12 protein-coding genes are annotated in these 15,550 nt (G+C 67.5%); 9 read left to right on the top strand and 3 right to left on the bottom strand.

Translation table 11 applies throughout. The annotated features are described in order from the left end of the window. The first annotated feature begins 273 nt into the window (after nt 1–273). The 8 genes from BLM15_RS08740 (at nt 274) to BLM15_RS08705 (ending at nt 11,530) form a co-directional block, all read left to right on the top strand. A complete protein-coding gene (locus BLM15_RS08740; protein WP_126112257.1) occupies nt 274–1,593 on the top strand; it encodes a CmpA/NrtA family ABC transporter substrate-binding protein in 1,320 nt (439 codons plus the stop codon). 4 nt (nt 1,594–1,597) lie between these two features. Next, nucleotides 1,598–2,812, top strand: a complete 1,215-nt coding sequence (locus BLM15_RS08735; protein ID WP_126112255.1) for an NAD(P)/FAD-dependent oxidoreductase — start codon at nt 1,598–1,600, stop codon at nt 2,810–2,812. Nucleotides 2,813–2,814: 2 nt separating this feature from the next. Continuing rightward, entirely contained in the window at nt 2,815–5,511 is a 2,697-nt protein-coding gene (locus BLM15_RS08730; protein WP_126112252.1) for a nitrate reductase, read from the top strand. A gap of 29 nt (nt 5,512–5,540) precedes the next feature. Then, on the top strand, nt 5,541–6,449 hold the full coding sequence (gene ntrB / locus BLM15_RS08725; RefSeq protein WP_126112250.1) for a nitrate ABC transporter permease: 909 nt from the start codon (nt 5,541–5,543) through the stop codon (nt 6,447–6,449). Nucleotides 6,450–6,460: 11 nt separating this feature from the next. Continuing rightward, entirely contained in the window at nt 6,461–7,258 is a 798-nt protein-coding gene (locus tag BLM15_RS08720) for an ABC transporter ATP-binding protein (RefSeq protein WP_126112248.1), read from the top strand. Between the two features lie 11 nt (nt 7,259–7,269). Next, nucleotides 7,270–9,066, top strand: coding sequence for a NirA family protein (locus BLM15_RS08715; protein WP_126112246.1), 1,797 nt, complete (start codon nt 7,270–7,272; stop codon nt 9,064–9,066). Then, nucleotides 9,063–10,643: a sulfite reductase subunit alpha gene (locus BLM15_RS08710; protein WP_126112244.1), complete on the top strand. Its 1,581-nt coding sequence runs from the start codon at nt 9,063–9,065 to the stop codon at nt 10,641–10,643. The genes BLM15_RS08715 and BLM15_RS08710 overlap by 4 nt, the downstream gene beginning before the upstream one ends. An 89-nt stretch (nt 10,644–10,732) precedes the next feature. Further along, nucleotides 10,733–11,530: an aldolase gene (locus BLM15_RS08705; protein ID WP_126112242.1), complete on the top strand. Its 798-nt coding sequence runs from the start codon at nt 10,733–10,735 to the stop codon at nt 11,528–11,530. Between the two features lie 3 nt (nt 11,531–11,533). On the opposite strand, the gene pdxR is transcribed toward BLM15_RS08705, so the two are convergent. Beyond that, on the bottom strand, nt 11,534–13,000 hold the full coding sequence (gene pdxR / locus BLM15_RS08700) for a MocR-like pyridoxine biosynthesis transcription factor PdxR (RefSeq protein WP_126112240.1): 1,467 nt from the start codon (nt 12,998–13,000) through the stop codon (nt 11,534–11,536). A gap of 49 nt (nt 13,001–13,049) precedes the next feature. Between pdxR and BLM15_RS08695 the strand changes: the two genes are divergently transcribed. Further along, nucleotides 13,050–13,679 (top strand): FMN-binding negative transcriptional regulator, encoded by a 630-nt coding sequence (locus BLM15_RS08695; protein ID WP_126112238.1) that lies wholly within the window; start codon nt 13,050–13,052, stop codon nt 13,677–13,679. A 3-nt stretch (nt 13,680–13,682) separates the two neighbouring features. On the opposite strand, the gene BLM15_RS08690 is transcribed toward BLM15_RS08695, so the two are convergent. Both BLM15_RS08690 and BLM15_RS08685 read right to left on the bottom strand, forming a co-directional pair. Continuing rightward, the gene (locus BLM15_RS08690) at nt 13,683–14,300 is read right to left on the bottom strand and encodes a glutathione S-transferase family protein (RefSeq protein ID WP_126116116.1); all 618 of its coding nucleotides are present in this window, start codon (nt 14,298–14,300) and stop codon (nt 13,683–13,685) included. 11 nt (nt 14,301–14,311) lie between these two features. Then, nucleotides 14,312–15,508: a diaminopropionate ammonia-lyase gene (locus BLM15_RS08685; protein WP_126116115.1), complete on the bottom strand. Its 1,197-nt coding sequence runs from the start codon at nt 15,506–15,508 to the stop codon at nt 14,312–14,314. Between the last annotated feature and the right edge of the window lie 42 nt (nt 15,509–15,550).

The raw sequence follows: 15,550 nt of genomic DNA, 5'->3' as shown, positions 1-15,550 counted from the left end.
TGCGATAGAATTGTGCGTCGCACAAAAGTGAGCGATGGGCGCCGGCCGCTGCAGTCTGCCAAGGTAAATTGAAATAATTCAAATGCTTGCTACCAAATCCTGAGTTGGCACGGTCCTTGTAACAGTCACTTCGACCGCGGCCAAAGCTGCCCGCGAGCAAGTTCGAAATCGGAACGCACAGCAACGCCGCTGTCGAAGGGAGCCCGGCAGGGCGCTTTCGCGCGGCGTTTTCGTTTTCGCGGACACCAAACCGTTCACGAGGGAAAGCGATCGATGACCAAGACCGTCAAGACCACGGTAGCCGTTCTTCAGGCCGGGCCGAGCCGTCGCGACTTCCTGAACCTGACCGGGGCGGCCGCGGTCGCCGCCGCTGCCAAGCTGAGCTTTCCGAGCGGCGCCTTCGCGCAGGCCGCTGGCCCAGAGGTCAAGGGCACGCGCCTCGGCTACATCGCACTGACCGATGCGGCGCCGCTGGTCATCGCCAAGGAGAAGGGCCTCTTCGCCAAATACGGCCTGCCCGACATGGACATCGCCAAGCAGGCCTCCTGGGGCGCGACGCGCGACAACATGGCGCTCGGCTTCAAGAGCAACGGCATCGATGGCGGCCACATCCTGCGGCCCAAGACGCATCTCTACTCCACCGGCAAGGTCATGCAGAACGGCCAGCCGCTGCCGATGTACACGCTGCTCAACCTCAATGAGGACAGCCAGGCGATCTCGGTCGCCAATGAATACAAGGACCTCAACGTCCAGAAGGATGCCTCCGCCCTGAAGGCGGCTTTCGAGCGCAAGAAGGCGGCCGGCAAGGAACTGACCGCCGCGATGACCTTCCCGGGCGGCACCCACGATCTCTGGATCCGCTACTGGCTCGCCGCCGGCGGCATCGACCCTGACAACGAGATCAAGCTGATCACCGTTCCGCCTCCGCAGATGGTGGCGAACATGAAGGTCGGCACCATGGACTGCTTCTGCGTCGGCGATCCCTGGCACGAACAGCTCGTCAACCAGAACATCGGCTACACGGCGGTGACCACCGGCGAGCTCTGGTTCAAGCACCCCGAGAAAATCCTCGGCATGCGTGCCGATTTCGTCGACGCCAATCCCAAGGCGACGCAGGCGATCCTGATGGCGGTGATGGAAGCTCAGCAATGGGCCGACAAGATGGAGAACAAGCAGGAACTCGCCGAGCTTGTCGGCAAGCGGCAATGGTTCAACGTGCCTGTTGCCGACATTCTTGGCCGGCTCAAGGGCGACATCAATTACGGCAATGGCCGGGTTGCCAAGGGCACGAACCTCCAAATGAAGTTCTGGGGCGAGGGTGGGTCGACCTCCTATCCCTGGAAGAGCCTCGACACCTGGTTCGTCACCGAGAACATCCGCTGGGGCAAGTTCGACACCAACACCGACATCAAGGCGCTGGTCGACAAGACCAACCGCTCGGATCTCTGGTCGGAAGCCGCCAAGACGCTCGGCGTGGCTGGGGCGCCGACCGGTGACTCGCGCGGCGTCGAGACCTTCTTCGATGGCGTGAAGTTCGATCCGGCGGCGCCGCTCGACTATCTCAAGGCGCTCAAGATCAAGCGGGTGGCCTGACGTTATGGCCGAGCCGCTGATCATCGTCGGCAAGGGCATGGCGGCGACCAGGCTGGTCGACGAGCTCAGCCAGCGTGCGCTCGGCCGCTATTCGATCGCAGTGATCGGGGCCGAGCCGCGGCTCGCCTACAACCGGGTGCTGCTCTCGCCGCTGCTCGCCGGCGAGATCGGCGAGCCCGAGATCGAGCTCAAGCCCGCTGCCTGGTGGCAGGCGCGCGGCGTCTCGATGCTCTATGGCAAGCCGGTCGCCAGCATCGACCGGGCGGCGAAGACGGTGACCCTGGCCGATGGCTTGGCCCTGCCATACGGCAAGCTGGTCCTCGCTACTGGCTCAAAGCCGCTGATGCCGCCGGTGCCGGGCTTCGAGTTGCCCGGCGTCGCCACCTTCCGCGATGTCGCCGATGTCGCGCACTTCCGCACCGTCGCCGCGACCGGCGCGCGCGTCGTGGTGATCGGCGGCGGTCTGCTCGGGCTGGAGGCAGCTTACGGGCTGGCCAGGATCGGCGCCAAGGTCACTGTTCTGCATCTGGCCGACCGGTTGATGGAGCGCCAGCTCGACCGCGAAGGTGCCGGCCTGCTCGCAGGCGAGATCACGGCGCGCGGCATCGACATCCGGCTGAACTGCACGGCCGAGCGCTTCGTCGGCGAGGGGCGCGTCGAGGCGGTGGAGTTGACCGATGGCAGCGCGATCCCTGCCGATCTTGTCGTCGTCGCCATCGGCGTGCGCCCGCGTGTCGATCTCGCGGTTGCCGCCGGGCTCGACGTCAATCGCGGCGTCGATGTCGACGACGGCCTTGCCAGCAGCGATCCTTCGATCTTCGCCATCGGTGAATGCGCCGAGCATCGTGGCCTGGTCTACGGCCTGGTCGAGCCGGCCTATGAGCAGGCCCGGGTGCTGGCGATGCGGCTTGCCGGCGGGACGATGCGCTATACCGGCTCGTTGCTGGCGACCAATCTCAAGGTCAGCGGCGTCAGCGTCTTCTCCGCCGGTTCTGTCGAACCGGGGGAAGACGACGAGGTCTTGCTGCTGCGCGACCCAGCGATGGGGGTCTATCGCAAATTCGTGCTGCGCGAGGGGCGGCTCGTCGGCTGCGTCCTCGTCGGCGATACCACCGGCGCGCTCTTCTACCTCGGCTTGATCCGCTCGCAGCAGGACATCTCGCCGATCCGCGCCGATCTGCCCTTCGGCGAAGCCTATTGCACTCCAAGGGCGGCCTGAGCATGCGCCACGACGCCCCGCTAGCCGCAGTCGCAGCGACCCGCACGACCTGCCCCTATTGCGGGGTCGGCTGCGGCGTGCTGGCGACGCCGGACGGCAAGGGCGGCGCGACGATCGCCGGTGATCCGGATCATCCGGCCAATCGCGGCCGGCTCTGCTCCAAGGGCTCGGCGCTCGGCGAAACGCTCGGTCTCGGCACCCGCGTTCTTCACCCCCTGAAGCGCAGTGCCCGCGGCGCCTATACCCAGATCTCCTGGGACGAGGCGCTCGATGCTGTTGCGGCCGGATTTTGGCGCGTCATCGACCGGCACGGTCCGGAGGCGGTCGCCTTCTACCTCTCAGGCCAGCTCCTGACCGAGGACTATTACGTCGCCAACAAGCTGATGAAGGGCTTCATCGGCTCGCCCCATGTCGACACCAATTCCCGGCTCTGCATGGCCTCGACCGTCGCCGGCCATCGCCGCGTGCTCGGTTCCGACACCGTGCCGGGCAATTACGAGGATCTCGACAGCGCCGACCTGATCGTGCTGGTCGGCTCCAACGCCGCCTGGTGCCACCCGGTCCTGTTCCGCCGCATCCAGCAGAACCGATCCGACCGCAGCGCCAGGGTCGTGGTGATCGACCCGCGCATCACGGCGACAGCCGAGGATGCCGATCTCGTCCTGCCGCTGAAGCCGGGCTCCGACAGCGTGCTCTTCGCCGGGCTGCTGGTGCATCTCGCCGATGCCGGCCTCATCGATCGCGCCTATGTCGAGCGCCACGTCGCTGGCTTCGACGCGGCGCTCGCCAATGCCCGTGAGATCGCTCCCGATCTGGCGGCAGTCGCTGCGCTGACTGGCCTGCCCGAGTCGGACATATCCAGCTTCTATGCGCTCTGGGCCGGCACCCCCGCCGTCGTCACCGCCTGGAGCCAGGGCGTCAACCAGTCGGCGCAGGGCACCGACAAGGTGGCCGCGATCCTGCACTGCCATCTCGCTACCGGCCGGATCGGCCAGCCGGGCAGTGGCCCGTTCTCGCTGACCGGCCAGCCCAATGCCATGGGCGGGCGCGAGGTCGGCGGCCTCGCCAACATGCTCGCCGCCCATATGGGCTATTCGCCGGCCGAGGTCGATCGCGTCCGCCGCTTCTGGGGCGCTCCCCGCATGGCGCAAGCTGAAGGCCTCAAGGCGGTCGCCATGATGGATGCCGTCGCCGATGGCCGCATCAAGGCGATGTGGGTGATGGCGACCAACCCCGCCGTCTCGCTGCCGCGCGCCGACGCGGTTCAGGCGGCGCTGCGCGGACTCGACCTCTTTGTCGTCTCCGAGAACGTCCTTTCCAACGATACGCTCGCCGCTGGGCCGGATTTCATCCTGCCGGCCGCCGCCTGGGGCGAGAAGGACGGCACCGTCACCAATTCGGAGCGTCGCATCTCGCGCCAGCGCGCTTTTCTGCCACTGCCCGGAGAGGTCAGGCCGGACTGGTGGATCGTCTGCGAGGTCGCCAAGCGCCTCGGCTTCAGCGAGGCCTTCGCCTATGCCGGACCGCACCAGATCTATGCCGAGCACGCCGCGATCTCGGCCTTCGAGAACGAGGGCAGCCGCGACTTCGACATCGGCGCCCATGCCGATCTGACGCGCCACGCCTATGACGGGCTCGCCCCGGTGCAGTGGCCAGTTCCCGTCGGCAAGCCGGAGGGCACGGCCCGGCTCTTCGCCGAGGGTGGCTTCTTCACCGCCGATCGCAAGGCGAAGATGCAGCCGCTCGCCACGCCCACGCTTGCCGCCGCGACCAGCGAAGCCTTCCCCTTGCTACTCAACACCGGCCGCGTCCGCGACCACTGGCATACGATGACGCGCACCGGCCTGAGCGCCCGGCTCTCGGCCCATATCGCGGAGCCGACTGTCTTGTTGCATCCCGAGGATGCGGCCCGTTACAGCCTGGCCGACAAGGGCTTCGCCCGCATTGCGACTGCCCATGGTGCTGTCGTGCTCAAGGTCGCGCTCGATCCCGGCGCCCAACCGGGCTCGCTCTTCGCGCCGATTCACTGGTCAGCCGAGAACGCCTCCGACGCCCGCATCGGTGCCGCCGTCCAGCCGTTTGTCGATCCGTTTTCCGGCCAGCCCGAGATGAAGGCGACGCCGGCTGCGATTGCACCGGTCTCGTTCCGCTCGCGCGGCTTCCTGCTCGGCGGCGACGGCTTCGTTCTGCCGGAAGGAAGCTGGTGGACGCGCGTCGCCGTCGAAAGTGGGCAGGGGCGGCTCTTCGCGACGCAGGTCGATGCCGCCGAAATCATGCAGCTCGCCCGCGAGGCCTTTGGTCCCGAGGGGCTGCTCGAAATGGTCGATGCCGAGCGCGGGCTCTATCGCTGCGCCCTGATCCGCGATGGCCGGCTCGCCGCGGCCCTCTTCCTCGGACCGGATCATGACGCCCCGGTCTGGGATGCGGTGAAGCTAGCCTTTGCCGGCGGTGAGGTCGATCCGCGCCAGCGCCTCGCGCTCCTCTCCGGCCGCAGCCTCGATGGCGCCGCCGATCAAGGCCCAACGGTCTGCGCCTGCTTCGGCGTCGGGCTGAATGCGATCCGCGCCGTTTTCGCCGAGGGCGCAGCCATCACGGTCGAGGATATCGGCCGCAAGCTGAAGGCCGGCACGAATTGCGGTTCGTGCCTCCCCGAAATCCGCCGCATCGGCGCGCAGCAACGCGTTGAGGTTCCGGCATGAACGCACCGATCGATCACAGGAGTGACGCAATGGGTCAGGCTGCCTTGAAATCGGCGAGCACGGGGGCAGAGGTCATTGTCTTGCCGGCAAGCGGCGCCGAAGTGGTGGCGCTGCCGCACGCGACCGGAAAGCCGCTGCGCGAGAGATTTGCGCCGCTGGCAAAGTCGGTGCTCGTCAATCTGGTGCCGCCGCTGATCACGGTCGCGCTGATCTTGCTGTTCTGGCAGATCGCCGCCTCCGGACCGCAATCCTCGCTGCCGCCGCCAACGAAAATCTGGACCGAAGCAAAGGACCTGATCACCGAGCCATTCTTCTGGGCCGGCTCGCAGGATATCGGGCTCGGCTGGCGCATCCTGGTTTCGCTCCAGCGCGTCGCCATCGGCTTCGGCCTCGCTGCGATCGTCGGCATCCTGCTGGGGGCGCTCGTCGGCCAATCGGTCTGGGCGATGCGGGGCTTGGACCCGGTCTTCCAGGTGCTGCGCACCGTGCCGCCGCTGGCCTGGCTGCCGCTCTCGCTCGCCGCCTTTCGCGACAGCCAGCCCTCGGCGATCTTCGTGATCTTCATCACCGCGATCTGGCCGGTGATCATCAACACCGCGGTCGGCATCCGCAACATCCCGCAGGACTACCGCAATGTCGCGCAGGTGCTGCGGCTGAACCAGGTTGAGTTCTTCTTCAAGGTGATGGTGCCCTCGGCGGCGCCCTACATCTTCACCGGCCTTCGGATCGGCGTCGGCCTGTCCTGGCTCGCCATCGTTGCGGCCGAGATGCTCACCGGCGGCGTCGGCATCGGCTTCTTCATCTGGGACGCGTGGAACTCCTCGCGTCTCTCCGACATCATCGTGGCGCTCGTCTATATCGGCGTGGTCGGCTTCGTGCTCGACCGGCTGGTCGCCTTCGTCGGCACGATCGTCACCCGCGGCACGGTCGTGAACTGAGGAGCCGGACCATGAGCACTCCCTATCTCAAGATCGACCATGTCGAGAAGACCTTCCAGCGTGGCGCGGCTTCGACCAACGTGCTGAAGGACATCAACCTCGTCATCGACAAGGGCGAGTACGTCTCCGTCATCGGCCATTCCGGCTGCGGCAAGTCGACCTTGCTCAACATCGTCGCCGGACTGACGCCGGTGAGTGCGGGCGCGGTCCTGCTCGAGGGCAAGGAGGTGAACTCACCCGGGCCGGAGCGGGCAGTGGTGTTCCAGAACCACTCGCTGCTGCCCTGGCTGACTGTCTACGACAATGTCGCGCTCGCCGTGAACAAGGTCTTTCGCGGCGTCAAGTCCAAGGCCGAGCGGCATGACTGGATCATGCACAATCTCGACCTTGTCCAGATGGCTCATGCCAGGGACAAGCGCCCGGCCGAGATCTCCGGCGGCATGAAGCAGCGCGTCGGCATCGCCCGCGGCCTCTCGATGGAGCCGAAGATCCTGCTGCTCGACGAGCCCTTCGGCGCGCTCGACGCCCTGACCCGCGCCCATCTGCAGGATTCGATCATGCAGATCCATGCCGCGCTCGGAAACACGATGATCATGATCACCCATGACGTCGACGAGGCCGTGTTGCTATCGGACCGGATCGTGATGATGACCAACGGCCCTTCCGCCCGCATCGGCGAGGTGCTGGACGTGCGTCTCGAGCGCCCGCGCAAGCGCCTAGATCTGGTCTCCGACCGCACCTACATCGCCGCGCGCGAGGCGGTGCTGAAATTCCTCTACGAGCGCCACCGCTTCGTTGAGGCGGCGTGACAGCAACGCCCATGAGCAACGACTTCTCTCCTGATCAGAAGCGCTACCTTGAAGGCTTCATGAGCGGCATGCAGTCGGCTCGCGCTGCGCGTGGCCTCGGGCCGCTCGGCGGCGCGGGCGGGCAGGGCAGTGCTGCACCGTCCGGCCCCGACAAGGAGCATGCCGAGGCGCAGGCCAAGACAGTCGCCGGGGGCGGCAAGCTCGTCGACCAGGAGAAGTGGAAGGCGGCCGAGCACCCCTTCGACGCCTATGCCCGCTTCAAGGATCAGGCCTCGTCGGGGACTTATCCGAAGCCCGAGGACAATTTTCGCTGGCGCTATCACGGCCTGTTCTATGTCGCCCCGGCGCAGGACAGTTACATGTGCCGCCTGCGCATCCCGAACGGCATCCTCAAAGCCTGGCAGTTCGAGGGCGTCGCCGATCTCGCCGAGCGACTTTGCGGTCCCTACAGCCACGTCACCACCCGCGCCAACCTGCAGGTCCGCGAAATCAGCGCCGAGAACGCGCCGCTGCTGCTGGAAGGCCTCGCCGATCTCGGCCTCACCGCCAAGGGCTCCGGCGCCGACAACATCCGCAATGTCACGGGATCGGCCACCGCCGGCATCGACCCGCTTGAACTGCTCGATACGCGGCCGCATGCCCGCGCTTGGCACCATCACATCCTCAATGACCGCTCGCTCTACGGCCTGCCGCGCAAATTCAATGTCGCCTTCGATGGTGCCGGCTCGATCGCGACGCTGGAGGACACCAACGATATCGGTTTCCAGGCGATCGAGATCGGCGAGGGCGCTTCCTTCGAGGGCGCTGCCGTCGAGCCCGGCATCTGGTATCGGCTGGCGCTCGGCGGCATCACCGGCCATCACGACCTCGCCCGCGACACCGGCATCGTCGTCGCGCCGAGCGACACCGTTGCCGTCGCCGATGCGATCGTGCGCGTCTTCGTCGCCAATGGCGACCGCACCAACCGCGCGAAGGCGCGGCTGAAATACGTGCTCGATGCCTGGGGTTTCGACAAGTTCCTTGCCGCCGTCGAGGAGAGGCTCGGCCGCCGGCTGATCCGCGTCGATGGTGCCTTCGTGAGGCCGCGCCCGGTCTATGACCGGCTCGCCCATATCGGCGTGCACGCCCAGCTCCAGCCCGGGCTGAACTGGGTCGGCGTGGCGTTGCCGGTCGGCAAGCTCACCGCTCAGCAGATGCGGACGATCGCAGCCATTTCACAACAGTGCGGCGATGGCGATATCCGCCTGACCGTCTGGCAGAACCTGCTGATCTCCGGCGTGCCCGATGCCAAGGTCGACGACGTCATCGCCAATCTGAAGGCCTGCGGCCTCTCGGCCGAGACCTCGATATTGCGCGCCGGCCTGATCGCCTGCACCGGCGCGACCGGCTGCAAGTTCGCCGCCGCCCACACCAAGGAAGATGCGCTCGCCATTGCCGCCCATTGCGAGCCGCGCATCGTACTGGACCAGCCGGTCAACATCCACCTGACCGGCTGCCACCATTCCTGCGCCCAGCACTATATCGGCGATCTCGGCCTGATCGGCGCCAAGGTGCCGGTGAACGAGGAGGGCGACACCGTGCCGGGCTACGACCTCCTGGTCGGCGGCGGCTACGGCGTCGATGGCGGCATGGCCCGGCCCTTCCGCGAGAAGGTCAAGGCTGAGGACGCGCCGGCCCTGGTCGAGGCAATCCTGCGCACCTGGCAGGTCCATCGCGACGCGCCCGATGAAAGCTTCGTCGCCTTCGCCCGCCGCCATGAGATCGCAGCGCTTCAGGCGCTGGTTGCGCAGACGGGAGAGGCGGCATGACCGTCCAGGCGCCGAATCCGCTCGTCCAGGTCCTGCCCGAGACGGCGCCCTTCAGCGAGGAGCAGCGCTCCTGGCTCAACGGCTTCTTCGCCGGCCTGCTCTCGCTCGACAATGCCGGCGTCACCGCGCTGTCGCCGGCCGAGAATGCCGCGGTGATGGGCGAGGCCGATGACGGCGCGCCCTGGCACGATCCGGCGATGGCGATCACTGAGCGGATGCAGCTCGCCGAGGGTAAGCCGCTGCCGCGAAAACTCTTCGCCGCCATGGCGCAGCAGGATTGCGGCCAGTGCGGCTATGTCTGCGAGACCTATTCGGCCGCGATCGCGGACGGCAAGGAAGGCCGGCTCAATCTCTGCGCGCCCGGCGGCAAGGAGACGCTGCGCCAGCTCAAGGCGTTGATGGAAGAAGGTGGCGCGCCGGCCGCCGCACCCACCGAGATCGCGCCCAGCGCGCCTGCCGGTCCGATTGGGCGCAGCCGAGAGAACCCAGCGCTCGCCACTTTCCTGTCGCGGCGCAAGCTCAATGGCGAAGGCTCCGAGAAGGAGACCTGGCATGTCGAGTTCGACCTCTCCGAGAGCGGTCTCGACTACATCGTCGGCGACGCCTTCGGCATCGTTGCGCAGAACGATCTGCGGCTGGTCGATGCCGTCATCGCCCTGCTCGGCGCGCGGCCCGATGCCGACGTCGGCGGCAAGAGCCTGCGCGAAAAGCTGCTCGCCGATTGCGGGCTCGGGCCGGCGCCGGATGCGCTGTTCCAGCTGATCTCCTATGTCACTGGCGGCGAGACCCGCCAGAAGGCAAAGCGGCTCGCGGCCGGCGAGGATCCGGACGGTGACCTCAACCGGCTCGATGTGCTTGGCACGCTGCACAAATTCTCCGGCGCGCGGCTCTCGCCGGAAGCCTTCGTCGAGGCGCTCGACCCGCTGCAGCCGCGCCTCTATTCGATCTCATCCTCGTTCAACGCCACGCCCGGCCGCATCTCTCTCACTGTCGACACGGTGCGCTACAAGATCGGCTCGCGTCCGCGCTGGGGCGTCGCCTCGACTTATCTGGGCGAGCGCGTCCAGCCCGGCGACAAGGTCCCCGTCTATGTCCAGCGCGCCCATGGCTTCGGCCTGCCGGAGAATCCGGAGACGCCGGTGATCATGTGCGGTCCCGGCACCGGCGTTGCGCCGTTCCGCGCCTTCCTGCACGACCGCAAGGCGACTGGTGCCAAGGGGAAGAACTGGCTGTTCTTCGGCCACCAACGCCGCGCCTCGGATTTCTTCTACGAGGACGAGCTCAACGCGCTGAAACAGGAAGGTCTGCTCACTGGCCTCACCCTCGCCTGGTCGCGCGACGGCAAGGACAAGATCTACGTCCAGGACCGGATGCGCGAGCGCGGCGCCGAACTCTTCGCCTGGCTCGAACAAGGTGCACACTTCTATGTCTGCGGTGACGCCAAGCGCATGGCCAAGGATGTCGAGCGCGCCATGGTCGACGTCGTCGCCGAGCACGGCAGGCGTTCGGTCGATGATGCCGTGGCCTATGTCGCGGCGCTGAAGAAGGCCGGCCGCTATCAGGCCGACGTCTATTGAGAGCCGCTATGCGGCCGTCACCGCGGGCCTGTTCGCCTGGCGCAGGGCGGCCCGCTTGCCCGGCGCCGATGCAGCCCTAGACTAGGTGCATGGCACATTCCCTCAAGGCCGGCGCGGCGCCGGCATTCTCCGCCGGCCTGAACCAGCCGAACCTCGATTCCGACGCGGTTTGGGAGGCGCGGCGCGATCTCGCCGCCTGCTTCCGCATGGCGGCGCGCTACGGTTTCGAGGAGGGCATCTGTAACCATTTCTCGGCGCTGGTGCCGGGCTATGACGACCTCTTCATCGTCAATCCCTATGGCTGGGCTTTTCGCGAGCTCACCGCCTCGAAGCTGCTGATCTGCGACTTCCACGGCAATGTCGTCGCTGGCGAGGGCCAGCCCGAAGCGACCGCCTTCTATATCCACGCCCGCGTTCACAAGAACCTGCCGCGCGCCCGCGTCGCCTTCCACACTCACATGCCCTATGCGACCGCGCTCTCGATGACCGAGGGCGACCCCTTGATTTTCGCCGGTCAGACGGCGCTGAAGTTCTATGGCCGGACGGCGTTCGACCGCGACTATAACGGCCTCGCCCTCGACGAGCGCGAGGGCGATCGCATCGCCGGCGCGGTCGGCGAGGCAGACATCGTCTTCATGAAGCATCATGGCGTGATGGTGCTCGGCCCGAACATCGCCGAGGCCTGGGATGATCTCTATTATCTCGAACGCGCCTGCGAGGTGCAGACACTGGCACTTTCGACCGGCCGCCAGGTGCTGCCGGTGAAGCCGGAGATCGCCGAGGCGGCCTACCGCCAGATGCGCGAGGGCGACCCGGAATCGGCGCGGCTGCACCTGGCTTCGATCCGCCGCCAGCTCGACGCCGAGGAGCCGGTCTATCGCGATTGAGGCCTAGGCGCCGAGGTCCCGCAGCAACCCATCCAGCCGTTCGACACCGGCGATGATCTGCGCCTCGTCGAGTGCGGCATAGCCCATGACGAGGCCGGCGCGGCGGTCGGGATTGTCCGGCTGGTCATAGAGCCCGCTGACGCCGTAGAGGCCGAGCGAAGCGGCCGCGGCCCGCTCCGTCAGTTCCGCCTCGCGCGATTGCGGCAGCCCATTGATCCAGGCGAGGACATGCAGCCCGGCATCGGTGCCGGCGATGGTGACGCGCTCGCCCAGCCGCTCGCGCAGTGCCTTCAGCAGGGCGGTGCGTCGCTCGCCATTGCGGCGCCGGACGCGGCGCACATGCCGCTCATAGGCGCCGCTCGCGATCAACTCGGCCAAGGCGGCCTGTTCGAGCTCGGGCGTGTGCCGGTCGACCATGCGTTTCGCCCGTGCGAAGACCTCGCGCAGCGCCGGTGGCAGGACGAGATAGCCGAGCCGCAAGGTCGGCGAGAGCGTCTTCGAGACGGTGCCGAGATAGATCACGCTGCCAACCTGATCGAGCGAGCGCAGCGGCGGCACCGGGCCGACGCCATGACGGTACTCGGCGTCGTAATCGTCCTCGATGACGAAGGCGCCATGGCGCGTTGCCCAAGCGAGCAGTTCCTGCCGGCGCGGCGCCGACAGGATGCTGCCGAGCGGCAATTGGTGCGAGGGCGTGACGAAGACGAACCGCGCCGGCTGAAGGTCGGCGGTGTGCATGCCCTCGCGATCTACCGGCTGCGGCGAAAGCTCCGCGCCAGCTGTCAGGAAGGCCTGGCGAGCCAGATTATAGCCGGGGTCCTCGATCACGACGCGGTCGCCGGGATCGAGCAGCAACCTTGTGCAGAGGTCGAAACCCTGCTGCGAGCCGTTGACGACGAGGATGTCGTCTGCCTCGCACCGCAGCCCGCGAGCGCGCCAGAGATAGCCCTGCAGCGCCACTCGCAATTCCGGCAGGCCGCGCGGATCGCCATAGCGCAGGCGCGCCGGCCGCCTTGTAACGGCGTTCGCCAGCGCCCGCCGCCAGGCCAGCGTCGGGAAGTCGCTACCGGCAAGCTCGCCATAGCGGAAGTCCAGCGCGAAGGGCTGTGGATTCCACGGTATGGGCGCGGCGGATGCCAGCCGTGTTCCATAGGCGGAGAGCTCGGTCGTGCGAGGCGAAGGAGCGTCTCTGGCTGCCGGCTCCGGCTGCACCAGTCCGGCTGCGACCCGAGCCCGCGCGCCGGGCCGGGTTTCGAGATAGCCTTCGGCGGACAATTGCTCGAAAGCCGCCGTCACGGTGGTGCGAGACAGGCCCCATTCAGCCGCGAGCGCGCGCGTCGATGGCAGGCGTGAGCCGGGCGCATGGACACCGGCCGCGATCTCGCGCTTGATCGCTGCGATGACCCGGCGTTGGGCGCCACTCTCGCTTTCGACTGGTCCAGTCAGAATGCTTGAAACTGGTCGTTTCATGCAGGCCAGATTAGCCGCATGACGACGGCGCCCGCAAGGAGACGCTACGATGTACACGCCGCCGGCCTTCCGCGTCGACGACCGCGCCGAGATCCACGCGATGATGCGCGCCTGCCGGCTCGCCACCCTCGTCACGGCCACGGCCGAGGGTCTGCTCGCGACGCCGCTGCCGCTAATCCTGGCGGAGGAGGAGGGCGAGTTCGGTGTGCTCCACGGCCATCTCGCCCGCGCCAATCCGCAATGGCAGAAGGCGGCGATCGGCGAGGCCATGGTCCTGTTCGACGGGCCCGACGCCTATGTCACGCCGTCCTGGTACGAGACCAAGCGCGAGACGGGCAAGGTCGTGCCGACCTGGAACTATCAGGCGGTGCATGCCTACGGCCCGGCCGAGTTTTTCGACGAACCCGCGCGGCTGCTCGATGCCGTGACGCGTCTCACCAATCTGCACGAGGGCACCCAGGCCGAGCCCTGGGCCGTCGATGACGCGCCCCCAGCCTTCGTGCAGGCGCAGCTACGCGGCATCGTTGGCCTGCGCATCCCGATCACCCGGCTCGAAGGCAAGCGCAAGATGAGCCAGAACCGGCCGCTGGCCGACCGTCTTGGCGTTGCCGAGGGGCTGGGAGCGAGTGAACGCCCCAGCGATCTGGTCGTCGCTGCGATGGTGCCGACCGAGGGCTGACGGTCAGTCGTGCGTCTCGCCCTCATAGGGCGTGGCGCGCATCGACGGGCGCTGGTTGAAGCGGTCGTACCAGCCGGTAAGGCGAGGCGCCCGCGCGCGGAAATCCGGCAGCTTGCGAAAACTAAGCCAGGCCAGCGCCGTCGCCAGCCCGATCTGGCCGACCGTCACCGGGCCGTCGAGATCTGTCTGCGCCTCCAGATAGTCATAGGCCTCGAGCAGTTTGGTCGTCTGGCCCGCCGCGAGCGCTGGGTAGCGCAGTGCCTCGGGTCGGCGCTCGGTATCCCAGCGCACCGCAATCCCCGCATCGCAGAGGCCCTGCGCCAGTGCCTGCAGGCGCAAGGCTGCGTAGCGCGCTGGCCCCTCGCGTGGGATCAGCGAGCCCTGGCCAGCGAGCCGGTCGAGATAGTCGCAGATCACCACGGAATCGAAGAGCGCCCCAGTATCCGGCGTCAGCAGCACCGGCACCTTGCCGAGCGGGTTTTGGGCGAAGACGGCGTCGTTGCGATTGGTCGGGCTGGTCTCGTGGTGGACGACATCGAGACGGTCCGCCAGTCCGAGCTCATGAGCGCAGACCAGCACCTTGCGGGCATAGGGCGAGTGGCTCTGGTAGAGCAGGGTCAGTCTGTCCGACATCACGCAGCCTTCCCGACGACTTCGGCGGGTGTCAGCCCGACCAGTTCGGCATAGCGCTCCGGATCGGTTGCGCCCTCGGTGACGACGGCGAAGACGCGCGAGGACGCGTCGAGTTTCAGTGCTGCCCGCGCCTCAGGATCGCGCAGGGCCGCCAGCAGCCCGGCGAAGCCTGCCGCACCGCTTTCGCCGGCGACGATCGCCGGGTCGCTGCCGGCCGGACGCGCCAGCCGGTTCATCGCCTCGACCGCGATCTCGTCTTCGACCGTCATGAAGGCATCTGCCGTGCGCGACAGTACGCGCCAGGCGAGCGGCGAGGGATCGTAGCATTCCAGCATCGCCATCACCGTCGGCGCGCCATGGGCTATCTTGGTCGGCCGCCCGGCGCGGGCGCTCTCGAACAGGCAGGCGGCGCGGGCGGGATCGACAACGGTGAAGGTCGGCCGGTTCTCGCCCAGCACCAACGACAGCTGCGCCGAGATCGCTGCGGCGATGCCGCCAACGCCCGCCTGGACGAAGACATGGGTCGGCGGCTCCGGCAACTGCCTAAGGGACTCGCGGATGATCGCGGTGTAGCCCTGCATCACGAGGCCGGGGATGCGCTCATAGCCGTCCCAGGAGGTGTCGGAGACAGTCGTCCAGCCGTGCTCATTGGCGACACGGGCGGCTTCGACGATGGAATCGTCATAGGTGCCGTCGACACGCACGATCTCGGCGCCGAAGCGGGCGATCGCCGCGGCTCGCGGCTCGCTGACGCCGCCATGCATGAAGATCACCGAGCGCGCGCCGACGAGTTGCGCGCCCTGCGCGACCGAGCGGCCGTGATTGCCGTCGGTGGCGCAGGCAAAGGTCATCCCGGCCGCGACCGCGCGAACCTCGGGCGAGGTCAGATCCGCTTCGTCGAGTGTTCGTCCGAGCCGCTCAGTTGCCGCCTCCAGCACAAGTCGCGTGACGGCGTAGGCGCCGCCCAGCGCCTTGAAGCTGCCGAGGCCGAGCCGCTGGCCTTCGTCCTTGAGGTGTAGCGCTCCAATGCCGAGCTCCGCGGCGAGGCTGGGCAGGGCACGCAGCGGCGTCGGCACATGCTCGGCTCGGCTTGCGAGGTGCCGCTCGATCGCGTCGGCTCCCGCCGGGCCGAGCGTTTCCGCATCGGTCGGATGGAGCGGCTGGCGGAAGTCCGGGAGCTGGTTGAGCAGGAGCACGGCTTGCCTCATTGGAATGTCCAGGTGAAGAGATATTGCAAG

This window comes from Bosea sp. Tri-49, from assembly GCF_003952665.1.
In the GTDB taxonomy this organism is placed as follows: domain Bacteria; phylum Pseudomonadota; class Alphaproteobacteria; order Rhizobiales; family Beijerinckiaceae; genus Allobosea.
The sequence above is the reverse complement of the archived record's forward strand: the minus strand, read 5'-3'. Positions and strand labels throughout refer to the sequence as shown.